At 66.9% G+C, this 25517-nt stretch carries 25 protein-coding genes and 1 tRNA gene; 1 reads left to right on the forward strand and 25 read right to left on the reverse strand.

Features of this window, described 5'->3' with window-relative positions; all coding sequences use genetic code 11:
* Positions 1-182: 182 nt before the first annotated feature.
* The 3 genes from IPK65_04490 to alaC form a co-directional block, all read right to left on the reverse strand.
* Positions 183-1250 carry a threonine synthase gene (locus IPK65_04490; GenBank protein MBK8162413.1) on the reverse strand — a complete coding sequence of 356 codons (1068 nt, stop codon included), beginning with the start codon at positions 1248-1250 and terminating at the stop codon, positions 183-185.
* A 62-nt stretch (positions 1251-1312) separates the two neighbouring features.
* The gene (locus IPK65_04495) at positions 1313-2635 is read right to left on the reverse strand and encodes a homoserine dehydrogenase (GenBank protein ID MBK8162414.1); all 1323 of its coding nucleotides are present in this window, start codon (positions 2633-2635) and stop codon (positions 1313-1315) included.
* A complete protein-coding gene (gene alaC, locus IPK65_04500; protein ID MBK8162415.1) occupies positions 2632-3837 on the reverse strand; it encodes an alanine transaminase in 1206 nt (401 codons plus the stop codon). The genes IPK65_04495 and alaC overlap by 4 nt, the downstream gene beginning before the upstream one ends.
* A gap of 157 nt (positions 3838-3994) precedes the next feature.
* On the opposite strand from alaC, the gene IPK65_04505 reads away from it, so the two are divergent.
* Positions 3995-4423, forward strand: coding sequence for an Mth938-like domain-containing protein (locus IPK65_04505; GenBank protein ID MBK8162416.1), 429 nt, complete (start codon positions 3995-3997; stop codon positions 4421-4423).
* Between the two features lie 199 nt (positions 4424-4622).
* On the opposite strand, the gene IPK65_04510 is transcribed toward IPK65_04505, so the two are convergent.
* The 22 genes from IPK65_04510 to folP form a co-directional block, all read right to left on the reverse strand.
* The gene (locus IPK65_04510) at positions 4623-5318 is read right to left on the reverse strand and encodes a peptidoglycan DD-metalloendopeptidase family protein (protein MBK8162417.1); all 696 of its coding nucleotides are present in this window, start codon (positions 5316-5318) and stop codon (positions 4623-4625) included.
* Between the two features lie 68 nt (positions 5319-5386).
* Positions 5387-6043 carry a protein-L-isoaspartate(D-aspartate) O-methyltransferase gene (locus IPK65_04515; protein MBK8162418.1) on the reverse strand — a complete coding sequence of 219 codons (657 nt, stop codon included), beginning with the start codon at positions 6041-6043 and terminating at the stop codon, positions 5387-5389.
* Positions 6040-6792: a 5'/3'-nucleotidase SurE gene (surE, locus tag IPK65_04520; GenBank protein ID MBK8162419.1), complete on the reverse strand. Its 753-nt coding sequence runs from the start codon at positions 6790-6792 to the stop codon at positions 6040-6042. Before surE ends, IPK65_04515 begins: the two co-directional genes overlap by 4 nt.
* A gap of 120 nt (positions 6793-6912) precedes the next feature.
* The gene (gene nuoN / locus IPK65_04525; protein MBK8162420.1) at positions 6913-8349 is read right to left on the reverse strand and encodes an NADH-quinone oxidoreductase subunit NuoN; all 1437 of its coding nucleotides are present in this window, start codon (positions 8347-8349) and stop codon (positions 6913-6915) included.
* A gap of 22 nt (positions 8350-8371) precedes the next feature.
* Entirely contained in the window at positions 8372-9892 is a 1521-nt protein-coding gene (locus tag IPK65_04530; protein MBK8162421.1) for an NADH-quinone oxidoreductase subunit M, read from the reverse strand.
* 32 nt (positions 9893-9924) lie between these two features.
* On the reverse strand, positions 9925-11877 hold the full coding sequence (gene nuoL / locus IPK65_04535; GenBank protein ID MBK8162422.1) for an NADH-quinone oxidoreductase subunit L: 1953 nt from the start codon (positions 11875-11877) through the stop codon (positions 9925-9927).
* A gap of 16 nt (positions 11878-11893) precedes the next feature.
* A complete protein-coding gene (gene nuoK / locus IPK65_04540) occupies positions 11894-12199 on the reverse strand; it encodes an NADH-quinone oxidoreductase subunit NuoK (protein MBK8162423.1) in 306 nt (101 codons plus the stop codon).
* The gene (locus IPK65_04545; GenBank protein ID MBK8162424.1) at positions 12196-12831 is read right to left on the reverse strand and encodes an NADH-quinone oxidoreductase subunit J; all 636 of its coding nucleotides are present in this window, start codon (positions 12829-12831) and stop codon (positions 12196-12198) included. The genes nuoK and IPK65_04545 overlap by 4 nt, the downstream gene beginning before the upstream one ends.
* 96 nt (positions 12832-12927) lie before the next feature.
* Positions 12928-13416 carry an NADH-quinone oxidoreductase subunit NuoI gene (nuoI, locus tag IPK65_04550; GenBank protein MBK8162425.1) on the reverse strand — a complete coding sequence of 163 codons (489 nt, stop codon included), beginning with the start codon at positions 13414-13416 and terminating at the stop codon, positions 12928-12930.
* 16 nt (positions 13417-13432) lie between these two features.
* Positions 13433-14491 (reverse strand): NADH-quinone oxidoreductase subunit NuoH, encoded by a 1059-nt coding sequence (gene nuoH / locus IPK65_04555; GenBank protein MBK8162426.1) that lies wholly within the window; start codon positions 14489-14491, stop codon positions 13433-13435.
* 3 nt (positions 14492-14494) lie between these two features.
* On the reverse strand, positions 14495-16912 hold the full coding sequence (locus IPK65_04560) for an NADH-quinone oxidoreductase subunit G (GenBank protein ID MBK8162427.1): 2418 nt from the start codon (positions 16910-16912) through the stop codon (positions 14495-14497).
* Positions 16909-18198 (reverse strand): NADH-quinone oxidoreductase subunit NuoF, encoded by a 1290-nt coding sequence (nuoF, locus tag IPK65_04565; protein MBK8162428.1) that lies wholly within the window; start codon positions 18196-18198, stop codon positions 16909-16911. Before nuoF ends, IPK65_04560 begins: the two co-directional genes overlap by 4 nt.
* Before the next feature lie 19 nt (positions 18199-18217).
* Complete coding sequence (locus tag IPK65_04570; protein ID MBK8162429.1) at positions 18218-18721, reverse strand: NAD(P)H-dependent oxidoreductase subunit E; 504 nt, start codon at positions 18719-18721, stop codon at positions 18218-18220.
* A complete protein-coding gene (locus IPK65_04575) occupies positions 18721-19974 on the reverse strand; it encodes an NADH-quinone oxidoreductase subunit D (protein ID MBK8162430.1) in 1254 nt (417 codons plus the stop codon). Before IPK65_04575 ends, IPK65_04570 begins: the two co-directional genes overlap by 1 nt.
* A complete protein-coding gene (locus tag IPK65_04580) occupies positions 19967-20587 on the reverse strand; it encodes an NADH-quinone oxidoreductase subunit C (protein ID MBK8162431.1) in 621 nt (206 codons plus the stop codon). The genes IPK65_04575 and IPK65_04580 overlap by 8 nt, the downstream gene beginning before the upstream one ends.
* A 6-nt stretch (positions 20588-20593) precedes the next feature.
* Complete coding sequence (locus IPK65_04585) at positions 20594-21070, reverse strand: NADH-quinone oxidoreductase subunit B (GenBank protein MBK8162432.1); 477 nt, start codon at positions 21068-21070, stop codon at positions 20594-20596.
* A complete protein-coding gene (locus IPK65_04590) occupies positions 21061-21417 on the reverse strand; it encodes an NADH-quinone oxidoreductase subunit A (GenBank protein MBK8162433.1) in 357 nt (118 codons plus the stop codon). Before IPK65_04590 ends, IPK65_04585 begins: the two co-directional genes overlap by 10 nt.
* A gap of 267 nt (positions 21418-21684) precedes the next feature.
* Positions 21685-21769 (reverse strand) — tRNA-Leu (locus tag IPK65_04595).
* A gap of 58 nt (positions 21770-21827) precedes the next feature.
* A complete protein-coding gene (gene secG, locus IPK65_04600; GenBank protein MBK8162434.1) occupies positions 21828-22199 on the reverse strand; it encodes a preprotein translocase subunit SecG in 372 nt (123 codons plus the stop codon).
* Positions 22200-22241: 42 nt separating this feature from the next.
* On the reverse strand, positions 22242-23006 hold the full coding sequence (locus IPK65_04605; protein ID MBK8162435.1) for a triose-phosphate isomerase: 765 nt from the start codon (positions 23004-23006) through the stop codon (positions 22242-22244).
* A gap of 106 nt (positions 23007-23112) precedes the next feature.
* Positions 23113-24483 carry a phosphoglucosamine mutase gene (gene glmM / locus IPK65_04610; protein ID MBK8162436.1) on the reverse strand — a complete coding sequence of 457 codons (1371 nt, stop codon included), beginning with the start codon at positions 24481-24483 and terminating at the stop codon, positions 23113-23115.
* Positions 24484-24639: 156 nt separating this feature from the next.
* Entirely contained in the window at positions 24640-25422 is a 783-nt protein-coding gene (gene folP, locus IPK65_04615; GenBank protein MBK8162437.1) for a dihydropteroate synthase, read from the reverse strand.
* Between the last annotated feature and the right edge of the window lie 95 nt (positions 25423-25517).

Below are 25517 nucleotides of genomic sequence, written 5' to 3' on the forward strand. Positions count from 1 at the left end.
CGAAATGCCGCTCTAACGGCTTGGATCGGATAACGAATTCGGATGAGGGCGGGACGTGATCACAGTCGGGCCGCGCGGTGCGCGCGGGGGCGCGGACCCTGACGTGAACGGACTTGAACTATTATTGATAATGTATTGACCTGGATATATTAATTTGGATCGCGTCCCAGGCGGACCGGGACTCAGTCCAGGCGGCCCAGGATGGCCTGCTTGACCTCCTCCAGCCTCGCCTCGACCGTCAGCACCGAACCCGCGCACTGCTTGATCGCGGTATCCGGGTCCTTGAGCCCATGCCCGGTAAGGGTGCAGGCGATCCGGCTGCCCTCCGGGATGCGCCCGCTCCGGATGTCGCGCAGGGCGCCGGCGAGCGAGATCGCCGAGGCCGGTTCGCAGAAGATGCCCTCCCGGTCGGCGAGCAGCTTCTGCGCCTCGAGGATCCCGGCGTCGGTGAACTCGTCGAACCAGCCGCCCGATTCGCGGTTCGCCTGCCAGGCCAGGTCCCAGCTCTGCGGGTGGCCGATGCGGATGGCCGTGGCGACGGTCTCCGGGTTGTCGACCATGTGCCCGCGCAGGAACGGCGCCGCGCCGGCCGCCTGGTAGCCGGCCATGACCGGCAGCTTCCGGGCGATGCCGTCGGCGTGATACTCCTTGTAACCCATCCAGTAGGCGCTGATGTTGCCGGCGTTGCCGACCGGCAGGCAGTGGTAGTCGGGCGCGTCGCCGAGTTCCTCGACAATCTCGAAGGCCGCCGTCTTCTGGCCCTGCAGGCGAAACGGGTTGATGGAGTTGACGATCGCAATCGGCGCCTCGCGCCCGATCTGCTTCACCAGCTCCATGCCGGCGTCGAAATTGCCCTTGATCTGGATCACGCAGGCGCCGTGCATCATGGCCTGGGCCAGTTTTCCGAGGGCGATCTTGCCGTCCGGGATCAGCACGAAGGCCTTGACTCCGGCGCGCGCGGCATAGGCGGCGGCCGAGGCCGAGGTATTGCCGGTGGAGGCGCAGATCACGGCGCGGGTGCCCTGCTCCACCGCCTTCGTTACCGCCATGGTCATGCCGCGGTCCTTGAACGAGCCGGTCGGATTGAGCCCCTCGAACTTGACGAAGATCTCGACCTCCTTGCCGATCAGGCGCGGGATGTTGTCGAGGCGGATGAGCGGCGTGGCGCCTTCCCCCAGGCTGATGATGCGGGTGTCGGGACCGACCGGCAGGCGGTTGCGGTATTTCTCGATCAGACCGGTGTAACGCATGGGCTTTACCTCAGGACGGCTGTGTTCTCGACGGTTCGATGCGGGCGCGCGCCGGCGCGGGATCAGGTGGCGGCCAGCGTTTCCAGGCGGATGCGCGTCACCTTGCCGACGATGGTGTCCAGCGCCTCGATGCGCCGCAGCGCCTCGTTCATGCGGCGCTCCAGCACGCGCTGGGTCAGCATGATGACGGTCGCCTCCGGCGCGCCGGCGCCCGGCTCCTTCTGCAGCATGGCCTCGATGCTGATGCCGGAATCGGCCAGGATGCGCGTCACGTCCGCCAGCACGCCGGGGCGGTCGGCGGCGCGCATGCGCAGGTAATAGGCGGTCTCCACCTCCTCCATCGGCAGCAGCGGGATGTCGGACAGGCGGTCCGGCTGGAAGGCGAGGTGCGGTACGCGGTTGCCCGGGTCGGTGGTCAGCGTGCGCACGACGTCGACCAGGTCGGCGACCACCGCGGAGGCGGTCGGCTCGCGCCCGGCGCCGGCGCCGTAGTACAGCGTGGGCCCGACCGCGTCGCCCTTGACCAGCACAGCGTTCATCACGCCGTCCACGTTGGCGATCAGGCGCCGCTGCGGCACCAGCGTCGGGTGCACGCGCAGCTCGATGCCCTTGTCCGTGCGGCGCGTGATGCCGAGGTGCTTGATGCGGTAGCCGAGCTGCTCGGCGTAGCCGACGTCCTCCGGCGTGATGACGCTGATGCCCTCGGTGTAGGCCTTGTCGACCTGCAGCGGGATGCCGAACGCGATCGCGGCGAGGATGGTCAGCTTGTGCGCCGCGTCGATCCCTTCGACGTCGAAGGTCGGATCGGCCTCGGCGTAACCGAGCTGCTGCGCCTCGGCCAGCACGTCGGCGAAGGCGCGGCCCTTGTCGCGCATCTCGGTCAGGATGAAGTTGGTGGTGCCGTTGATGATGCCGGCAACCCACTCGATGCGGTTCGCCGCCAGTCCCTCGCGCAGCGCCTTGATGATGGGGATGCCGCCGGCGACCGCCGCCTCGAACGCCACCATCACGCCGTGCTTCTGCGCCGCGGCGAAGACCTCGTTGCCGTGGCGCGCGATCAGCGCCTTGTTGGCGGTGACGACGTGCTTGCCGTTGGCGATCGCCCGCAGCACCAGCTCGCGCGCCGGCTCGTAACCGCCGATCAGTTCGACCACGATCTGGATGTCGGGCCGGTCGACGACGGCGAAGGCGTCGGCGCCGATCTCGATGCCGGCGCTGTCGACGCCGGGGAAGCTGGTTTCGCGCGCCGCCGCATGCGTGATCACGATGCCGCGGCCGGCGCGGCGCGCGATCTCCGACTGGTTGCGCCTGAGCACGTTGACGGTGCCGCCGCCGACGGTGCCGAGGCCGAGCAGGCCCACGCGGACGGGTTCGAGCCGCTTCATGCCGAGGCCGTCCTGGGCTTGCTGGCGTCCTTGCGGAACATCTGGCGGATGCCGCGCACGGCCTGGCGCGTGCGGTGCTCGTTCTCGATCAGGCCGAAACGCACATGGTCGTCGCCGTAGGAGCCGAAGCCGATGCCGGGAGACACGGCGACCTTGGCGTCCTCGATGAGTTTCTTGGCGAACTCGAGCGAACCGAGGTGGCGGTACTGCTCCGGGATCTGCGCCCACACGAACATCGTCGCCTTCGGTTTCTCGACCTCCCAGCCGATCGAGTTGAGCCCCTCGCACAGCACGTCGCGCCGCACGCGGTAGAGTTCGGAGATCTCGCGCACGCAGTCCTGCGGGCCTTCCAGCGCGGCGATCGCCGCCACCTGGATCGGGGTGAACATGCCGTAGTCCAGATAGGACTTGATGCGCGCCAGCGCCGACACCAGCACGCGGTTGCCGCACATGAAGCCGATGCGCCAGCCCGGCATGTTGTAGCTCTTGGACAACGTGAAAAACTCCACTGCGACCTCTTTCGCGCCGGGCACCTGCAGGATGGACGGCGCGACGTAGCCGTCGAAGGCGATGTCGGCGTAGGCGAGGTCGTGGATCACCCAGATCTGATGCTCGCGCGCGATCTCGATCACCTGCTCGAAGAACGGCAGGTCGACGCACTGCGTGGTCGGGTTGCCGGGGAAGTTCAGCACCAGCATCTTGGGCTTGGGCCAGGAATCCTTGATCGCCTTGACCAGCTCGCCGAAGAAATCGACGCCCGGCACCAGCGGCACGTGGCGGATGTCCGCGCCCGCGATGACGAAACCGTAGGGATGCACCGGATAGGCGGGATTCGGCACCAGCACGGCGTCGCCGGGACCGACGGTCGCCAGCGCCAGGTGCACCAGGCCTTCCTTCGAACCGATGGTCACGATGGCCTCGCTCTCCTGGTCGAGGTCCACGTTGAAACGCGTCTTGTACCAGCGGCAGATGGCGCGGCGCAGGCGCGGGATGCCGCGCGACACCGAGTAGCGGTGCGTGTCCTCGCGCTGCGCGACCTCGATCAGCTTCTGCACGATGTGGGGCGGCGTCGGCTGGTCGGGGTTGCCCATCCCGAAGTCGATGATGTCCTCTCCGCGCGCGCGCGCCTTGGCTTTCAGCTCGTTGACGATGTTGAAAACGTAGGGCGGGAGGCGCTTGATCCTGGCAAATTCTTCGAACATGTGGGTTTAAGTCGGTGAATTTTAAAGACCGCTATTATCGTTTCATTTCCATCCGGCAGGCAAGCCGAGCCTTTCACCCGCCGCCGACCTGGGGTAAGCTGTCGCGACCGGCACGGCGGCCCGCCGGCGCCGCTCTGCGTGACGGAGATGCGCTCTGATGCAGGTAAATCGCAATCTCGACCCGGACAGCTACAGCATCCATTCCTACTCCGCGGGACAGGTGACCGTCACCTTCCCCTTCGACCCGGCCGCGCCGGCGGAGGGTGAAAACGGCCCGCTGCGGCGGGAAGTGCTGCGCCGGAGCCTGGTGATCATGGCGGACCGCCTCATCGGCGACTGGCCGCCGCAGCGCTTCGAGGAACTTGAGCGGGCACATTTCGACCTGCTCGCCGCGCTCTCCCCCGAGGTCGTGCTGTTCGGCTCCGGCGCCCGCCTGCAGCGGCCGCATCCCGCGCTGCTGTCCACCCTGACCGACCGCGGCATCGGGGTCGAGGTCATGGACACCGGCTCGGCCTGCCGCACCTTCAATTTCCTGATGTCCGACCGCCGCCGCGTCGCCGCCGCCCTGCTCATGATCGAGCCCTGACGCGGCGTCGGGTGCATGATTCTAGCATGCCCCGCCGCGCCGGACACTCGCGCGCCAGTGGCGACAGGTAGCCCGGATGAAGGCGCCTGGCGCCGCAATCCGGGGAGTGTCACGCACCGCCCCCGGATGCCGCTGCGCTTCATCCGGGCTACGATTCTGAAGCAGGTATTCCCGCCCGCCTCAGTCCTCAGTCCTTGGACTACAGCCCGGGCAGGTATTTCAGCGGATCGACCGGTTCGCCGTCACGGCGGATCTCGAAGTGCAGCTTCACCGCGTCGGTCCCGGTGCCGCTGTCGCCCATCTCGGCGATCTGCTCGCCGGCCGCGACGTCTGCACCTTCTCCCACCAGCAGCCGGTCATTGTGCGCATAGGCGCTGAGATAGTGTTCGTCGTGCTTGACGATGAGCAGATTGCCGTAATGCGGAATGCCGTTGCCGCTGTAGACCACGCGCCCGGACGCCGCGGCACGCACCGCCTCGCCGCGCTCGCCGGGGATGTCGATGCCCCGGTTGGCGGTGCCGGAGGTCACCGCGGAACGGGACGGCGCGCGCGCAGTCGGCCATTGCCAGCCGGGGGCGGCCGCGGCGGCGGGCGGCGCCGTCTCGACCGGCGGGCTCGCCGGCGCGACCGCGGACCGCGGGGCCTCGTTGAGCCCGTACACCTCGACCGCGCCGGCGGGCGGCGCCGCCGCCGGCGCGGCCGCGGCCTGCGGTGCGGGCGCCGGGGGCGCCGGCGGACGTGATGCGAAGGCCTCGCGCCGCGGCGGGATGATGCGGAGGTATTGCCCGGCATTCACCTGATAGGGTTCCGCCATGTTGTTCCACTGCGCCATCTGGCGGTGATCCTTGCCGTAGCGGAAGCTGATCGAGTACAGCGTCTCGCCGGGGCGCACCATGTGATAGACGGGCGCGCCGCAACCCGCCGCCAGGATCAGCGCCAGGGCGAGGACGGCCGCGCGGGCGCTCACTTGTCCCCCGTCAGCATCGGCACGAAGGTGGCCTCGTGCAGCCGTTCGTCCCGGTAGCCGTCCTCGGTGCGGACGATCAGCCTCAGCTCCTGGTGGCCGCCGCTGCCGATCGGGATGACCAGGCGGCCGCCCACGGCGAGCTGCGCGAGCAGGGGCTCCGGCACGGCGGTGGGCGCGGCGGTGGCGATGATGCCGTCATACGGCGCGTATTCCGGCCAGCCCTGCTTGCCGTCGCTGTGTTTCAGGCGGATGTTGCGCAGGCGCAGGTTGTGGAAACGCTGCTGCGCCTTGCGCTGCAGGGCCATGATGCGCTCCACCGTGTAGACCTCCGGCACCAGGCGCGCCAGGATCGCCGCCTGATATCCGGAGCCGGTGCCGATCTCCAGCACCTTGCGCAGCGGACCGCCCAGCAGCAGCGCCTCGGTCATGCGCGCCACCGTGACCGGCGTCGAGATGGTCTGGCCGAAGCCGATCGGCAGCGCGGTGTCCTCGTAGGCCCGCGTCGCGAGCGCCTCGTCCACGAAGATGTGGCGCGGCGTCTCCCAGATCGCCTCCAGCACCGCCTCGTTGACGATGCCCTGGCTGCGCAGGCGCTCGATCAGGCGGCTGCGCGTGCGTCGCGAGGTCATCCCGATGCCTTCGTGCTGGATCATGCCCCGATGTCCTTCATCCAGGCCTGCAGGCGCTCGAGCGCTGAGTGGCGCGTCAGGTCGACCTGCAGCGGCGTCACCGAGACGTAACCGTTGCGCACGGCGTGGAAATCGGTGCCCGGCCCGGCATCCTGCTCCGCACCCGATTCGCCGATCCAGTAGATCGGCCGGCCGCGCGGGTCCGCGGTCATGATCACCGGCTCCGATTTGTGGCGGTGGCCGAGGCGCGTCACCATGAAGCCCGCCAGGTACTCCCACGGCAGGTCCGGCACGTTCACGTTCAGGATCACGTCCGGCGGCAGCGGGTCGTGCTGCAGGCGGGCGACGATGCGCTGCGCCACCCGGGCCGCCGTGGCGTAATGCTCGAGGTTCCGGCCCGCCAGCGAGACCGCGACGGCGGGATAGCCCAGGAAGCGCCCCTCCATCGCCGCGGCCACGGTGCCGGAATAGATCACATCGTCGCCCAGGTTCGCCCCGGCGTTGATGCCGGAGATCACCATGTCCGGCTCCTGCTCCAGCAGCCCGGTGATGGCGAGGTGCACGCAGTCGGTCGGCGTGCCGTTGACGCGGATGAAGCCGTTGTCCAGCACCTGGGCGCGGATCGGGTTCTCAAGGGTGAGCGAATTGCTGGCGCCGCTGCGGTCACGGTCGGGCACCACCACAGTGAGCTCCCCCATGCCGGCCAGTCCCTCCACCAGGCGCGCGAGGCCGGGGGCGCGGTAGCCGTCGTCGTTGCTGATCAGGATCTTCATGGGCGGGACACTTCGGCGCGCCCCACGGCTGGCCGGGGGCGGCGGATATAACCGGTTATCATGGCGGGCATTTTGCCCTGAACTGGCGGGACCGCACAAGCCACGCCGGTGGTGAGCCGGCTAATTCATCACCGCGGCGCACAGGCCCATCAGCGCCCCCGGGAATATCCCCAGCCCGAGGATGAGCAGGCCGTTGGCGCTCATCACCGCGCGCATGTCGAAATTGACCGCCAGCGGCGCGGTGTCGTCCGGCTTGTCGAAATACATGAACTTGATCAGGCGCAGGTAGTAGAACGCGCCGATGACGGAAAACAGCACCGCGAACACCGCCAGCCACACCAGGCCGATGTCGATGACGGCGCGCAGCACGGAGAGCTTGGCGTAGAAGCCCACCGCCGGCGGCACCCCCGCCATCGAGAACATGATGATGAGCATCATGAAGGCGAACCAGGGATTGCGGTCGTTGAGCCCCTTGAAATCCTCCAGCTCGTCCGCCTCGAAGCCCGCCCGGCTGAGCAGGATCACCATGCCGAAGGCGCCCAGCGTCATCAGCGAATAGACCAGTATGTAGAACATGGCGGCAGAATTGCCGGCGCGCGTGCCGGCCAGGATGCCGAGCAGCAGGAACCCCACGTGGGAGATGGTGGAATAGGCGAGCATGCGCTTGAGGTTGCGCTGCGCGATCGCGACCACATTGCCGATGCCGATCGACAGGACCGCCAGCACCATCAGCATGGTCTGCCATTCGACGTGCAGGCCGCCCAGGCCGTCGGCGAGCAGGCGCATGACCATGGCGAAGGCCGCGATCTTGGGTGCGGTGCCGATGAACAGCGTGACCGCCGTCGGCGCGCCATGGTAGACGTCGGGGATCCACATGTGGAACGGCACGGCGCCCAGCTTGAAGGCCAGCCCGACCACCACGAAGGTCATGCCGAACAGCAGCACCTTGTCGTCGGCCGGACTGCGGCGCACATAGTCGCCGATCTCGGCAAGGCCCAGGTTGCCGGTCGCGCCGTAGATCATCGACATGCCGTAGAGCAGCATGCCGGAGGCAATCGCCCCCAGCACGAAGTATTTCATCGCCGCCTCCGAGGCGGCGATCGAGTCGCGGTTCAACGCGGTCATGGCATACAGCGAGAGCGCCAGCAGCTCGAGGCCGAGATAGATTGTGAGCATGTTGTAGGCCGACGTCATGATCATCATGCCGAGCAGCGCGAACAGCCCGAGCACGAAGAACTCGCCCTTGAAGATGCCGCGCACGCTGAGGTACTCGCGTGAATAGAGGAACACCACCGCGGTGACCAGGTAGAGGAACACCTTCAGCACGTCGCTCATGTTGTCGCTGATGAACATGCCGGCGAAGGTGACGACGGGGGCCGGCGAATGCAGCGCGACGGTCAGCACGGCCGTGCCCAGCAGGCTCGCCTGCGCGAGCAGGTAGGTGATGATGCGGTTATTGTCGTCGACGAACAGGTCGGCGACGATCACGACACAGATCATCCCGAGCAGGAAGATCTCGGGCAACGCCGGCGTGAGGTTGGGGCTTATGAAATCCATGGGCGCTCCGGGGAAGTGTCCATCACAGTTTGGATTCCGAGACATGCGCCAGCAGGTGGTTGACCGAGGCGTGCATCACGTCCACCAGCGGCGCCGGCCACACGCCGACCAGCAGCACGAGCGCGGCGAGCGAACCGAGCACCAGGGTCTCGCGCGCATTGAGGTCCGTGAGACCCGCCACCTTGTCGTTGGCGACCTTGCCGAAGATCACCCGCTTGACCATCCACAGGGTGTAGGCCGCGCCCAGGATCAGGGTCGTGGCCGCCAGCAGGGCGTACCAGAAGTTCGCCTTGAACACGCCGAGGATGACCATGAACTCGCCGACGAAACCGGAGGTGCCGGGCAGGCCGGTGTTGGCGAGCGCGAACAGCACCATGAACGCCGCGAACACCGGCATGGTGTTGACCACGCCGCCGTAATCGCTGATCAGGCGGCTGTGGACGCGGTCGTACATGACGCCGACGCAGAGGAACAGGGCGCCGGAGATGAAGCCGTGCGAGATCATCTGCACCAGCGCGCCCTCCACGCCGAGGGCGGCGCCGCGCAGGCTGCCGCTGGTCTCGAAAATGGAGAACACGGCGAAGAAGCCGAGCGTGACGAAACCCATGTGCGAGATCGACGAATAGGCGATCAGCTTCTTCATGTCCTCCTGCGCCAGCGCCACCAGCGCGATGTACACCACCGCGATCAGGGACAGCGTGATGATGAAGCCGTCGAGCTCCGCGCTCGCGTCGGGCGCGATCGGCATGGAGAAGCGGATCAGGCCGTAGGCACCCATCTTCAGCATGATGGCGGCCAGGATCACCGAGCCGCCGGTCGGCGCCTCGACGTGGGCGTCGGGCAGCCAGGTGTGCACCGGCCACATCGGGACCTTGACGGCGAAGGCGACCAGGAAGGCGATGAAGATCAGCGTCTGCGCGGTCATGCCGATGCGCAGGACGTGGAAATCGAGGATCGCGAAGCTGCCGGTCTGGAAATAGAGGTAGATCAGCGCAACCAGCAGCAGCACGGAACCGAGGAAGGTGTAGAGGAAGAACTTGATGGCGGCGTAGACGCGACGCGGCCCGCCCCAGATTCCGATGATGAGGAACATCGGGATCAGCATCCCCTCCCAGAACACGTAGAACAGGATCGCATCGAGGGCGGCGAATACGCCCGCCATCATGCCGTCCATGATGAGGAAGGAGGCCATGTATTGCGCGCGCCTGAACTCGATCGACTCCCAGCCGGCGATCACCACCACCACGGTGAAGAAGGTGGTGAGCAGGATGAGCGGCATCGAGATGCCGTCGACGCCGAGGTGGTAATAGATGTCGAATACCGGGATCCAGGCCGCGCGCTCCTCGAACTGCATGTGGTAGGTGCCGCGGTCGAAGCCCGTGAACAGCGGGATGGACAGCAGGAAGGTGGCGAGCGCGACCAGCAGCGCGACCCAGCGCACGGCATTGTCGCTGTTTCGGCCGGCGCCGAGCGCGAGGACGAGGGCGCCGCCGATGATCGGCAGCCAGATTACCAGACTCAGCAGAGGAAGTTCCGTCGGCATGCAGCTATCCCTGAATCGGGTCTCCCTTTCCGTCAGACGATGACAAATACGAACAGCAGGAGCAGCAGCCCGAGGATCATCGCGAAGGCGTAATGATACAGGAATCCGCTCTGCATGTGCCGGACCCGCGCCGCGATCCAGCCGATGCCGCGCGCGGTCCCGTTCACCATGGCTCCGTCGATTACCGTGACGTCACCCGCGCGCCAGAACAGGCGGCCGATGCGGCGCCCTCCGCCGGCGAAGAAGAAATCGTTGAACTGGTCGAAGCCGTAGTTGTGCTCCAGCACCTTGTTGATCAGCGCGAAGCGGCGCTGCACGGCGTCGGCGATGCCGGGGCGTTTCAGATAGACGAACCACGCGGTGGCGAGTCCGGCCATGGCGAACCAGAACGGCAGCCCGAGCAGGCCGTGGAGGACGAAGCCGGCCGCCCCGGTGAAATGCTCGCCCAGGTGGGCCAGGGTGTCGTGCGCGGGATCGACCTCGATGGCGGAGCCGAACCATCCGCCGAACAGCAGCGGCCCGATGGTGAATGCGCCGATCACGAGCGAGGGCACGGCGAGCAAGACCAGCGGCAAGGTCACCACCCAGGGCGATTCATGCAGGTGGTCCCGCGTATGGTGGTCCATGCGCCCTTCGCCGTGAAACACCAGGAAGAACATGCGGAAGGAGTACAGCGCGGTGACGAACACGCCGAGCAGCACCGCGACATAGGCGAAGCCGGCCCCCGGCAGGTGCGAGGCGTGCACCGCCTCGATGATGGCGTCCTTGGAGAAGAAACCCGAGGTGCCCGGGAAGCCGATCAGCGCGAGCGAGCCGATCAGCGCCGTCCAGTAGGTGACCGGCATGTATTTCTTCAGCCCGCCCATGCGGCGGATGTCCTGTTCATGATGCATGGCGATGATCACCGAGCCGGCGGCGAGGAACAGCAGCGCCTTGAAGAAGGCGTGCGTCATCAGGTGGAAGATGCCGGCGGCGTAGGCCGAGGCGCCGAGCGCCACCACCATGTAGCCGAGCTGGGACAGGGTCGAATAGGCGACCACGCGCTTGATGTCGTTCTGCACGATGCCGAGCAGGCCCATGAAGAAGGCGGTGATCGCGCCGATCACCAGCACCACGCTGAGCGCGGTCGCCGACAGCTCGTACAGCGGCGACATGCGCGCCACCATGAAGATGCCGGCGGTCACCATGGTCGCGGCGTGGATCAGCGCCGAGATCGGCGTCGGACCCTCCATCGAGTCGGGCAGCCAGACGTGCAGCGGGACCTGGGCGGACTTGCCCATGGCGCCGATGAACAGCAGGATGCAGATCACCGTCAGCAGCGACCACGGCTGGCCGGGGATGATTTCTATCGTGACGTCCTTCATCAGCGGGGCCGCGGCGAACGCCTGGGCGTAGTCCACCGTATTGAAATAGGCCAGGATGGCCGCGATGCCGAGGAGGAAACCGAAGTCGCCGACGCGGTTGACCAGGAACGCCTTCAGGTTGGCGTAGATGGCGCTGTCGCGCTGGTACCAGAACCCGATCAGCAGATAGGACACCAGGCCCACCGCCTCCCAGCCGAAGAACAGCTGCATGAAGTTGTTGGCCATCACCAGCATCAGCATCGAGAAGGTGAACAGCGCGATATAGCTGAAGAAGCGCTGGTAACCCGGGTCGTCGTGCATGTAGCCGACGGTGTAGATGTGCACCATCAGGGAGACGAAGGTCACCACCATGATCATCAGGGTGGTCAGGCGGTCGACCAGGAAGCCGACCTCGAAGCGGATGCCGTCGCTCACCAGCCAGGTGTACACCGCGCCGTTGTAGGCCGGGTTGCCGTCCAGCACGATGTGCTTGAACACGACCAGCGACAGCAGGAAGGACGCCGCGACGCCGAGTATGGTCACCCAGTGCGCGCCGGCGCGGCCGATCTGGCGGCCGAACAGGCCGGCGACGAGCGCCCCGGCGAGGGGTGCGAGCGGGATGGCGAGATATACCTTTTCCATCATCGTCATGGCGCCGTCAGCCCTTGAGGGTATCCAGGTTGTTGACGTTGATGGTGCGCCGGTTGCGGAACAGCACGATCAGCAGGGCCAGACCGATGGCGGCCTCCGCCGCCGCCACCGTCAGGATGAAGAACACGAAGACCTGGCCGCCGGTGTCGCCGAGATAGTGCGCGAAGGCGACGAAATTCATGTTGACCGCGAGCAGCATCAGCTCGATCGCCATCAGCAGGATGATGAGGTTCTTCCGGTTGAGGAATATCCCCGCCATGCTGATGCAGAACAGCACGGCGCCGAGGATGAGGAAATGAGACAGGGCGATCATGGCTTCCCTCCGGGTGCGGACTGCTTGTCCGGCTTCTTTTCCGAAGCCATCTTGACGATGCGCACGCGGTCGTCGCGCCGCACACCGACCTGTTCGGCGGGGTTCTGGTACTTGGTCTCCGGGCGCCGGCGCATGGTCAGCGCGATCGTGGCGACGATGGCCACCAGCAGGATCGCCGCGGCGATCTCGAACGGATAGACGTACACGGTGTAGAGCAGGCTGCCCAGCTCCTTGGTGTTGCTGTAGTCGGCGGCGTGGCGGGCCGGCTCGGCGACGCTGTCCAGGCCGAAATGCTCCGGACCCACCACCAGCGCCATCTCGGCCAGGATCAGCAGCGCGACCAGCGCGCCGACCGGCAGGAAGCGGATGAAACCCTCGCGCAGCGGGACGATGTTGATGTCCAGCATCATTACGACGAACAGGAACAGCACCATGACCGCGCCGACGTAGACCAGCACCAGCACGATGGCGAGGAACTCCGCCTCCAGCAGCAGCCAGATCGCGGCGCTGGTGAAGAAGGCCAGCACCAGGAACAGCGCGGCGTGCACCGGGTTGCGCACGGTGATCACTGTCACCGCAGCGGCAATCAGGATGGTCGCGAAGAGGTAAAAGAGTACCGGTTCTATGTTCATGCCTGTTCTTGTTATATCCGCTGTCGCCGCATGTCGCAGCCGCCTGTCCTGTGATCCGCCACCCCGCCGGGGTGCGCCCTCGCCGCGCCGTCCGCGTCAGCGGAACCGGGCGTCCTGCTCCCGGTCTGCGGCGATCTGCCCCTCGAATTTGTCGCCGACCGCGAGCAGCTTGTCCTTGGTCATGATGTTCTCTCCGCGCTTCTCGAAGTGGTATTCAAACAGGCGCGTCTCGACGATGGCATCCACCGGGCAGGCCTCCTCGCAGAAGCCGCAGTAGATGCATTTGAACAGGTCGATGTCGTAGCGCGTGGTGCGGCGCGAACCGTCCTCGCGCGGCTCCGCCTCGATGGTGATCGCCAGCGCCGGGCACACCGCCTCGCACAGCTTGCACGCGATGCAGCGCTCCTCCCCGTTGGGGTAACGGCGCAGCGCGTGCAGGCCGCGGAAGCGCGGCGACTGCGGCGTCTTCTCCTCCGGGTACTGCACGGTGATCTTCTTCGCGAACAGGTATTTTCCGGTCAGCTTGAGGCCGCGGAACAGTTCCCACAGGATGAAGCTCTTGAAATAGAACTGGAGGTCTTTCACCGTGCCTCACCCATGCTCAGTCGAACCAGGGACCCAGTTGCGCCATGATCGCCACGCCGATCACCAGTATCCACACAATGGTGATCGGGATGAACACCTTCCAGCCCAGCCGCATGATCTGGTCGTAACGATAGCGCGGAAACGTGGCACGAAACCAGAGAAACAGGAACAGGAAGAACGCCGTCTTCGCCAGCAGCCAGAAGATGCCCGGCACCCAGGCGAACAGCGGCCCCAGCAGCGGCACGCCCTCGAAGGGCGACAGCCAGCCGCCCAGGAACATCAGCGCGGTCAGCACGGAGATCAGGATCATGTTGGCGTACTCCGCGAGGAAGAACAGCGCGAAGGTCATGCCGGAATACTCCACGTGGAATCCCGCGACGATCTCCGATTCGCCCTCGGCGACGTCGAACGGCGCGCGGTTGGTCTCCGCGACCCCGGCGATGAAATAGACGAAAAACAGCGGCAGCAGCGGCAGCCAGAACCAGTGCAGCAGGCTGCCCTGCTGGCTGCGCACGATCTCGCCCAGGTTCAGGCTGCCCGCCGCCATCAGCACGCCGACGAGGGCGAAGCCCATGGCGATCTCGTAGGCCACCATCTGCGCGGCGGAGCGGATCGCGCCGAGGAAGGCATACTTCGAATTGGAGGCCCAGCCGGCGATGATGATGCCGTACACCCCCATGGAACTGAGCGCGAGCACATACAGCAATCCGGCGTCGATGTCGGCCAGCACCATGCCGTCGTCGAACGGGATCACCGCCCAGGCGGCCAGCGCCGGCGCCAGCGCCAGCAAGGGCGCGAACACGAACAGGAAGCGGTTGGAGCGCGTCGGGATGATGATTTCCTTGAACGCGAGCTTGATGCCGTCGGCGATCGGCTGCAGCCAGCCGCGGGGTCCGACGCGGTTGGGGCCGATGCGCACCTGAATGTAGCCGATCACCTTGCGCTCGGCGAGCGTCAGGTAGGCGACCGACAGCATGATCGGCACGACGATGGCGACGATCTTCGCGACGATCACGATGAGCGACTGCAGCGACGGCGGCACCCCGGTCCACAGCGCGAGCGCGGTATCGATCATCGCCTACCCCCGCCCCGCCGCGGCCAGCGCGAGCGATCCGAACACCGCGCCGAGCGCGGCGGTCTCCGGCAGGGCGGCCGGGATCAGCACGCAGCCCTCCGGCACCCGTTCGTCGATCACCACCGGAAGTTCCGCCTCGCCATTGTCCTGGCGGAACCGCGTGCGCGCGCCGGCCGTGAGGCCGAGCCGCGCCGCAGTCGCCGCGCACAGCGACGCGGCGGCGAGGCCGCGCGCATCCGCGGTCTGCTGCAGCGCGTCTGCGCGCCGCACGATGGGATCGACCGCGTAGATCGGCACGTGGCCGACCCGCGTCAGTATCGGATCGACGTCCGCGGGCGGAGGGGAAAACCACTCTGCCGGCGGGTTCGCCGGCGCCGGATCGCCGACCTGGAGCCGCAGTTCCTCGCGCACGTCCTCCGACGACATGTAGTCGAAACCGGCGAGTTCGAACAGATTGCCCATCACGCGCAGGACCTTCCAGCCGGGCCGCGCCTCGCCCGCCGGCGCCACGGCGGCGGCGAAGCTCTGCCAGCGCCCCTCGATGTTGACGAACGTTCCGGAGGTCTCGCTGAACGGCGTGACCGGCAGCAGCACGTCGGCGTATTCCAGCATCGCGCCGCCCTTGAAGGCGCTCAGCATGACCACGCACTCGGCCGCCTTGAGCGCCGCCACTGCGGCGGCGGGCGCGGCCGCGTCGTATTCGGGTTCCACACCCAGCAGCAGGTAGGCCTTCAGGCGGGCGGAGAACATGTGGTGCGCCGCCATGCCCGGTTTCACCGCGCGTGCGCCCGCGGCCTCGCGGTGCGGCACCGCACCGGCGAGCCAGGCCCCCGCGGTGTTGGCGCCCTCCGTGAGATAGCCCAGGGTCAGGCCGGCGCTCTGCGCGATCAGGCGGGCGAGCGCGTGCAGGGTGGCGAAGGCCGGATGCATGAAGGCCGTCATGCCGAGCAGTACGGTGCCGCGTTTCGACGCTGCCAGCCGCCTGGCGATGGACTGGTGGACATCCTGAATCGTGACCCCGTCCAGCACGCGGGCGAGTTCCGCCGGCGCCGCCTTGCCGGTCAGAGGGAGCAGCGCGTTGGCGATGGCGGCCAGATGGCGCTCCATGCCGGCCGGGCCGGCGGCGAGATTCTCCGCCAGCGGGAAGTTGAAGTCGTAGGCAACCGGATTGACGCACATCACCGCCGCCCCGCGCAGCGCCGCCTTGCGCAAACGGTGCGCGACCAGCGGCTGCTCCTTGCGCGGGTTTGAGCCGATCAGCAGGACGGCGCCGGCATCCTGCAGGGCGGCCAGCGGCTGCCCCAGCGCGGGGTACACGGGCGCGAAATCCTGGTCGCGGAAGTCGACCTGGCGCAGGCGGTGGTCGATGTTGTGGCTGCCGAGGCCGCGCGTGAGGCGTTGCGCGAGGTACATCTCCTCCAGCGTCGCGCCCGGCGCGACCAGAGTGCCGAGTGCGCCCGGCCCGTTCGCGTCGATGACCTGCCGGATCCGGTCGCGCGCAAACGCCAGCGCGCCGTTCCAGTCGGTCTGTTCCCAGCGGCCGTCGCGCTTGATCATCGGCGCGAGCAGGCGCCCGGGGCCGCCCAGGGCCTGGTAGCTGTAGCGGTCGCGGTCGGAGATCCAGCATTCGTTGACCGCCTCGTTCTCGCGCGGATCCGCGCGCATGACCTTGTGGCCGCGCGTCAGCAGCGTCAGGTTCGAGCCGACGCAGTCGTGCGGCGCGATCGACGGCCGGCGCTGCATCTCCCAGGCGCGCGCGGTGTAGCGGAACGGCTTCGAGGTCAGCGCGCCGACCGGGCACAGGTCGATCACGTTGCCGGACAGCTCGGAGCTGACCGCCTTTTCGATATAGGTGCCGATACGCATGTTCTCGCCGCGTCCGGTGGCGCCGAGTTCGCGCAGCCCGGCGATCTCCTCGCCGAAGCGCACGCAGCGCGTGCAGTGGATGCAGCGCGTCATCTCGGTCTCGACCAGCGGTCCGATGTCCTTGTCCTTGACCACGCGCTTGGCCTCGGCGTATTCGGACCGGTCGGAGCCGTAGCCGATCGACATCTCCTGCAGCTCGCACTCGCCGCCCTGGTCACAGATCGGGCAGTCGAGCGGGTGGTTGATGAGGAGGAACTCCATGGTGCCCTTCTGCGCCTCGATCGCCTTGGGCGAGCGGGTGAAGATCTTCATGCCCTCCGCCACCGGCGTGGCGCAGGCGGGCAGCGGCTTGGGAACCTTCTCCACCTCGATGAGGCACATGCGGCAGTTGGCCGCGATGGACAGCTTCTTGTGGTAGCAGAAACGCGGGATGGTGATGCCTGCGGCGTCCGCCACCTCGATGATCATGTCGCCGCGGCGCGCCCTCAGCGGCACGCCGTCGATCGTGAGGCTGACCGCGTTCGGGTCCCGCACCGGTTCCGTCGCCGCCGTCATGCCGCCCGCTCCGCCGCACCGACCAGGCAGCGCTTGTGCCTGATGTGGTATTCGAATTCATCGTGGAAATGCTTCAGGAAGCTCTGCACCGGCCACGCCGCGGCATCGCCGAAGGCGCAGATCGTGCGCCCCTCGATGCGGCCGGCGGTCTTCTTCAGCAGATCCAGGTCCTCCGGCCGGCCCGCGCCCTCCTCGATGCGCTTGACCACGCGCCACAGCCAGCCGGTGCCCTCGCGGCACGGGGTGCACTGGCCGCACGATTCCGCGTAGTAGAAGCGCGAGATGCGCAGCAGCGCCTGCACCATGCAGGTCGAGTCGTCCATCACGATCACGCCGCCGGAACCGAGCGCGGAGCCCGCCTTGGACAGCGAGTCGTAATCCATGTTGCACTCCATGATCGCCGCCGCCGGCATCACCGGCATGGAGGATCCGCCCGGGATCACCGCCTTGAGCTTGCGGCCCTTGCGCACCCCGCCCGCCATTTCGAGCAGATCGCGGAACGGCGTGCCCATCGGGACTTCGTAGTTCCCGGGTTTGTTGACGTGGCCCGATACCGAGAAGATCTTCACGCCGCCGTTGTTCGGCTTGCCGAGTTCGAGGAACCACTCGCCGCCGTTGTGGATGATGGACGGGACCGAGGCCAGGGTTTCGGTGTTGTTGATCGTGGTCGGGCAGCCGTACAGGCCGAAGTTGGCCGGGAACGGCGGCTTGAAGCGCGGCTGCCCCTTCTTGCCCTCGAGCGACTCGAGCAGGGCGGTCTCCTCGCCGCAGATGTAGGCGCCCGCGCCGAGGTGCGAATGGAGCTCGAAATCGACGCCCGAACCGAGGATGTTGCGGCCGATCAGTCCGGCGGCGCGCGCCTCCCTCAGGGCGGCCTCGAAACGCTCGAAGGGCTCATGATGGAATTCGCCGCGCATGTAGTTGTAGCCGACGGTGGCGCCGATCGCGTAGCCCGCGATAGCCATGCCCTCGATCAGCGCGTGCGGATTGAAGCGCAGGATGTCGCGGTCCTTGCAGGTGCCCGGCTCGCTCTCGTCCGAGTTGCACACGATGTACTTCTGCGCGGGCGAGCTGCGCGGCATGAAGCTCCACTTGAGGCCGGTCGGAAAGCCCGCGCCGCCGCGTCCGCGCAGCGCCGACTTCTTGAGCTCGTTGATGATCTCCTCGGGGGGGATGCGCTCGGCCAGCACCTTCTTCCAGGCCTCGTAGCCGTCCTCCTTGAGATAGGTCTCGAACGACCACGGGACGGCGTGTTTCAGGGTTCGAAAGCAGACTTCGTTGGCCATCACATCTCTCCCTGCCGCGTCACTTCAACGAGCCCAGTACCGCGTCGACCTGCTCCGGCGTCAGGTTCTCGTGATAATGCCCGTCGACCGCCATCATCGGCGCCCCGCAGCAAGCGGCCAGGCACTCCTCCTCGCGCTTGAGCGTGAACCTGCCGTCCGCCGAGGTGCCGCCCACCTTGACGCCGTACTTGCGCTCGATGTGCCGGAGGATATCGTCGGCGCCGCCCAGCATGCACGAGATATTATTGCACACCGAGACCATGTGGCGGCCGACCGGCTCCCGCTCGTACATGCTGTAGAAGCTCGCCACCTCGTACACCGCGATCGGCGGCAGCTCCAGGTACTCCGCCACCGCGTCCATCAGCCCGGTACTGAGCCAGCCGCCGTTCTCCTCCTGCACGATGCTGAGCGCGGGCAGCAGCGCCGAGCGCTTGCGTTCGGCCGGGTACTTGGCGATCCAGGCGTCGATCTCGCCGCGGGCGTGCGCGGATATCAGGTCATGTGTGCCTTCCCTGCCGCTCATCAGCGATCGACCTCCCCGAATACGATGTCCTGGGTGCCGATGATCGCCACCACGTCGGCGATCATGTGGCCGCGCACCATCTCGTCGAGTGCGGCGATGTGGGCGAAACCGGGCGCGCGGATCTTGAGCCGATAGGGCTTGTTGGAACCGTCGGAGACGATGTACACGCCGAACTCGCCCTTGGGATGCTCGACCGCCGCGTAGGCCTCGCCCGCCGGCACGCAGTAACCCTCGGTGAACAGTTTGAAATGGTGGATCAGCGCCTCCATGTCGCCCTTCATGTCGGTGCGCTGCGGCGGCGTCACCTTGTGGTCGTCGGCCATCACCGGGCCGGGGTTGGCGCGCAGCCAGTCGATGCACTGGCGGACGATGCGGTTGGACTGCCGCATCTCCTCGATGCGCACCAGGTAGCGGTCATAGCAGTCGCCGGCCACGCCCACCGGCACGTCGAAGTCGAGACGGTCGTACACCTCGTACGGCTGCTTCTTGCGCAGGTCCCACTCGACGCCGGAACCGCGCAGCATGGGGCCGGTGAAGCCGAGCTGGAGCGCCCGCTCCGGGCTCACCACGCCGATGCCGACGGTGCGCTGCTTCCAGATGCGGTTGTCGGTCAGCAGGGTTTCGTATTCGTCGATGTAGCCGGGGAAACGCTCGGTGAAGGCCTGCAGGAAATCCAGCAGGGACCCCTGGCGGTCACGGTTGCGCGCGGTGGTCTCCTTCGCGTTGTGCCACTGCGATTCGCGGTACTGCGGCATGGTCGGCGGCAGGTCGCGGTAGACGCCGCCGGGACGCAGGTAGGTCGCATGCATGCGCGCGCCGGATACCGCCTCGTAGCAGTCGAGCAGGTCCTCGCGCTCGCGGAAGGCGTACAGGAACACCGTCATCGCACCGATGTCGAGCGCGTGCGCGCCGACCCACAGCAGGTGATTCAGGATGCGCGTGACCTCGGCATACATGACGCGGATATACTGCGCGCGCAGCGGCGGCTCGACGCCGAGCAGCTTCTCGATCGCCAGCACATAGCCGTGCTCGTTGCACATCATGGACACGTAATCGAGCCGGTCCATGTAGCCGATGCTCTGGTTGTAGGGCTTGCTTTCGGCCAGCTTCTCGGTGGCGCGGTGCAGCAGGCCGATGTGCGGATCGGCGCGCTCGATCACCTCGCCGTCGAGCTCGAGCACCAGCCGCAGCACGCCGTGCGCGGACGGATGCTGCGGGCCGAAGTTCATGGTGTAGTTGCGGATCTCAGCCATTCTCGCGTCCCGTTCCGTTCCTGACCAGGTAGCGGTGATCGTGCCGGATCACCTTGGGGATGTTGACGCGCGGCTCGATGCTCACCGGCTCGTAGATCACGCGGCGCTTTTCCGGGTCGTAACGCATCTCGACATTGCCCGAGAGCGGGAAATCCTTGCGGAACGGATGACCGATGAAGCCGTAATCGGTGAGGATGCGGCGCAGGTCGGGATGCCCGTCGAACAGGATGCCGAACAGGTCGAAGGCCTCGCGCTCGTACCAGTTCGCCGCAGCCCACACGCCGATCACCGAATCCACGCGCGGGTAGTCATCATCGAGCCAGGCGCGCAGGCGGATGCGCCGGTTATGGTCGATCGACAGCAGGTGGTAGACCGCGGCATAGCGCGGGCCGCCGCGGGTGCCGTCGCCGTAATCCAGATAATCCACGCCACACAGGTCGATGAGCTGCCTGAAGGCGAACTCGGGCTCGTCGTGCAGCGCGCGGCAGGTCTCGAACAGCTGCGCGGGCGCGACTTCGACGGTAAGCTCGCCGAGCGCGAGGACGCAGGAATCAATCGCGCCGCCAAACCGCTGCCGCACGCGTTCGCTCAATGTCTGCAGGGAATCGGCCATGGCGTGTCAGCGGGCGATGGTGTTGGTGCGCTTGATCTTGTTCTGCAACTGGATGATGCCGTACAGCAGCGCTTCGGCGGTCGGCGGACAGCCCGGCACGTAGATGTCGACCGGCACGATTCGGTCGCAGCCGCGCACCACGGAATAGGAATAGTGATAATACCCGCCTCCGTTGGCACATGAACCCATCGAGATCACCCAGCGCGGCTCGCTCATCTGGTCATAGACCTTGCGCAGCGCGGGAGCCATCTTGTTGACCAGGGTGCCGGCGACGATCATCACGTCGGACTGGCGCGGGCTGGGCCGGAACACCACGCCGAAGCGGTCGAGGTCGTAGCGCGCGGCGCCGGCATGCATCATCTCCACCGCGCAGCAGGCGAGCCCGAAGGTCATCGGCCACAGCGAACCGGTGCGCGCCCAGTTGATCAGCTTGTCGGCCGTGGTGGTGAGCACTCCTTCGTTGAAAACGCCCTCTATTCCCATTCCAGCGCACCCTTCTTCCACTCGTAGATGAAGCCGACGACGAGAATGGCGAGGAACACCACCATCGAGATGAAGCCGAACATGCCGATCTCCTCGAGCACCACGGCCCAGGGAAACAGGAAGGCGATCTCGAGGTCGAAGATGATGAACAGGATGGCGACGAGGTAGTAACGCACGTCGAACTTCATGCGCGAGTCCTCGAACGCCTCGAAGCCGCACTCGTAGGGTGACAGCTTCTCGCTGTCGGGGCGGTGCGGCGCCAGCACGAAACCCGCGACCAGGGGCGCGATTCCGAAGAACAGCCCGAGGACGAGAAAAACCAGTATTGGCAGATAATTTTCCAGCATGGTTACAGTCGGATTGTTAAGGCCCGGATGGTCTTGCGCCGAGGCGCACCGTAGCACGGCTCACCTCTCGAAGAAGACTCCCCCCTGCAAATGGACTGAACTGCTTTTTATTATGTTTGGCCGCGATCTTTACGGCCACGAGCTGTTCAGTCTAGGCCAGCGCTTCGCGCGGTGTCAAGCCGGAAACAGCCTGGAATTATTTGGATAAACAGGCAAATAGAAGGTATTTAGACTTCATGCTGAACAGGGGCGCGATGCCCCCGCAGATGGTGCCGATGGCCGGACTCGAACCGGCACGGCTTGCGCCACCGCCCCCTCAAGACGGCGTGTCTACCAATTTCACCACATCGGCAATTTACTCGCGCGCCGCACCGCGGCGCGTGGCGGACTCCGTGGCGGAGCCCGACGCTTTACTGCTGCCCGGCTTGCCCGGGGGAATCTTCCTGCGCGGAGGGAGGCTCGTCCGGCAGCGGCGGCAGGTCTGCGGGTCCGGCGGGAAGCTCCTGTCCGGGCGCCGGCGCCGACAGATCCGTGACGCTTCCGCGTTCGGTGCGCTGGCTGTAGACATAGGCGAGCGCGAGACTGGAGATGAAAAACAGCGCCGCCAGCACCGCGGTCGCACGCGTGAGGAAGGACGCGGAACCACGCGCGCCGAACACCGTCTGCGAGGCGCCGCTGCCGAAGGCCGCCCCGATATCGGCGCCGCGGCCGCGCTGGATCAGCACGAGGCCGACCAGCACAACGGAGATCAGGATATGCAACACGATCAGGAACGGCAACATTTCATTTACCTGTTAGCAATGACGCGCGACAGCGCCGGAATCTCAGGCGGCCTGCGCCGCCCGGCAGATCTCCAGAAAATCTTCCGCCTTCAGCGAGGCGCCGCCGATCAGGCCGCCGTCGATGTCTTCCATGGCGAACAGCTCGGCGGCATTCGATCCCTTGACGCTGCCGCCGTACAGGATGCGCAGCGCGGCCGCCGCATCCTTGTTCCGCCGGGCGATGCGCCGGCGGATGAAATCGTGCACCTCCTGCGCCTGCGCCGGCGATGCCGTGCGTCCGGTGCCGATGGCCCATACCGGTTCGTAGGCGACGACGGCCCGCTCGAGCGCGGCCGGCGCGTCCACCGCATCGAGGACGGCGTCAAGCTGGCGTGCGATCACCGCCTCCGTCGTGCCGTTCTCGCGCTCCTCCAGCAGTTCCCCGACACACAGGATCGGAACCAGTCCCGCCGCAGTCGCGGCGGCGAATTTGCGCGCCACCAGGGCGTCGCCCTCGCCGTACAGGGTGCGCCGCTCGGAATGCCCGATGATGACATAACGGCAACCGAAGTCGCGCAGCATGGCGCCGGAGATCTCGCCGGTGAAGGCGCCCGCCGCGGACTCCTGACACAGGTTCTGGCCGCCCCAGGCGACCGCTCCGCCCGCGAGCGCGGACTCGACCTCCGCCAGGTACACGAAGGGCGGACACACGGCGATGTCCACTCCCGGGGTCCGCGCGGCGCCCGCGCGCACCGCCTCGAGCAGGCCGCTGATGCCCGCACGAGTACCGTTCATCTTCCAGTTGCCTGCAACCAGAGGTCGGCGCATCCTCGAAAAACCCTTGTGGTGTCGCGGAAAACGCTGAAGCTTACCGCCACCGCCGGAATAAATCAATTCGGCGGCGCAGCGGATACGCGCGGGATGCGGGGAATGCTCAGGCGTTGCCGGTGCGGCCGCCGGACTGGCGCGCCTGCTCCTCGCCGATGACGGCCGCGAGACGCTGCGCGATGGCCTTGACCTGCTGGGGATCAATCCCTTCCACCATCACGCGCAGCACCGGCTCGGTGCCCGAGGGACGCAGCAGCAGGCGGCCCTCGCTGCCAAGGGCGGACTCCGCCTCGGCGACAGCGGCGGTGACGGCCGGCGAACGCGTGTGGCTGAAGCCCTTCTCTATCGGGACGTTGATCATGTGCTGCGGGTATTTGGCCATTCCGGCCTTGAGCTCGTGCAGGGTGCAGCCGGAGCGCACCATGAATTCGAGCACCTGCAGCGCGGCGACGATGCCGTCTCCGGTGGTGGTGCGGTCGAGGCAGATGATGTGGCCGGAGGATTCTCCGCCCAGCGACCAGCCACCCTGCAGCAGCAGGTCCATCACGTAGCGGTCACCGACCTGCGCCCGCTTGAGAGACACCCCCAGCTCCGCCAGCGCGTGCTCCAGCCCGAGGTTGCTCATCACGGTGCCCACCACCGTGCCGAGTTCGTGCCCGGCCTTGAGGCGCGCGCGCGTGATTATGTACAGCAGTTCGTCGCCGTCCACCGCCTCGCCGCGGTGATCGACCATGATGACGCGGTCACCGTCGCCGTCGAGCGCGATGCCGAGGTCGGCCTTGTGCTCGAGTACGGCGGCCTGGATGTGCTGCGGCTGGGTCGCGCCACACTTGTCGTTGATGTTGAGGCCGTTGGGCGCGACGCCGATCCTGACCACCTCGGCCCCGAGTTCGCTGAACACGCTCGGCGCGACGTGATAGGTGGCGCCGTGCGCGCAGTCGACCACGATCTTCAGGCCGCGCAGCTCGAGCCCGGAGGCAATCGTGCTCTTGCAGAATTCGATGTAGCGCCCCGCCGCGTCCACCACCCGCTCGGCCTTGCCGAGTTCGGCTGACTCGCGCGTGACCATGGGCTCTTCCAGCATCGCCTCGATCGCCGCCTCGGTCTCGTCCGGCAGCTTGTGGCCGCGCGCGGAGAAGAACTTGATGCCGTTATCGTAATAGGGATTATGCGACGCGCTGATCACGATGCCGGCCTGTGCGTGCAGCGTGCGCGTCAGGTAGGCGATTGCCGGAGTGGGCATCGGACCGAGCAGCAGGATGTCGACACCCGCGGCGGACAGGCCGGCCTGCAGGGCCGACTCGAACATGTAGCCCGAGATGCGCGTGTCCTTGCCGACCAGCACCTTGCCGTGCTGGCGCGGCGCCAGCACGCGGCCGACGGCCCAGCCCAGCTTGAGCACGAATTCCGCGGTGATCGGCTCCCTGCCCACCCGTCCGCGGATACCGTCGGTTCCGAAATAGCGCCGGCTGTTCATTATAGGGGACAGATTTAAAATCCGTCCTCCGCCTCCTCAATCAAATCGCTGCACTCCGAGGACGGATTTGTAATCTGTCCCCATATAATCCGGGGACAGATTGTGAAATCTGTCCCCTCCTGCGGTGGTAGGGGACGGATTTCAAATCCGTCCCCATCAGATACTTTCCATCACCGCGCCGCACAACCGCGCCGCGTCCACGGTGGCGGCGACGTCGTGCGCACGCACGATCGACGCCCCCTGCCACACCGCCAGCGTGGCCAGGGCAATACTACCATAAAGGCGCCCCTCCACCGGATGCCCGAGCACCGTGCCGATCAGCGACTTGCGCGAAAGCCCGACCAGCAGCGGGCAGTCCAGCTCGCGGAACCGGTCGAGCCGGCGCAGCAGCTCCAGGTTGTGTGTCGCGGTCTTGCCGAAGCCGAAGCCAGGATCGACCAGCAGGCGCGCGCGCGGGATGCCGGCGCGCAGGCAGGCCTCGATGCGCGCGGAAAGGAACTCCATGACCTCGCGCACCACGTCGTCATAATGCGGCGCCTGCTGCATGGTGCGCGGCTCGCCCTGCATGTGCATCAGGCAGACCGGCACGCCCAGCTCGCGCGCCGCCTCCAGCGCGCCCGGTTCCCGCAGCGCGCGCACGTCGTTGATCAGCCCGGCGCCGGCGGCGACCGCCGCGCGCATCACGGCGGGCTTGCTGGTGTCGACGGATATCACCGCTGCCGGCACGGCGGCGCGGATCTCCCGGATGACGGGAATAATGCGCTCAATTTCCTCCGCCTCCGCCACCGCGCCCGCGCCGGGGCGGGTCGACTCGCCGCCGACATCGATGATCGCGGCGCCCTCCCCAGTCATGCGCAGTGCGCGCGCCACCGCGGTTTGCGGCGAAAAAAAATCACCCCCGTCCCAGAATGAGTCGGGGGTGACGTTGAGGATGCCCATGACCTGGGGACGGGTCAGATCCAGCGAACGGTCGCCGCATTGAAGCGTACGCCCGCCCGCCGGCTGTCTGGCGGGGTGTATCGTCGTGGCCTGCA

The sequence above is a fragment of the Gammaproteobacteria bacterium genome (assembly GCA_016712635.1).
GTDB lineage: Bacteria > Pseudomonadota > Gammaproteobacteria > SZUA-140 > SZUA-140 > JADJWH01.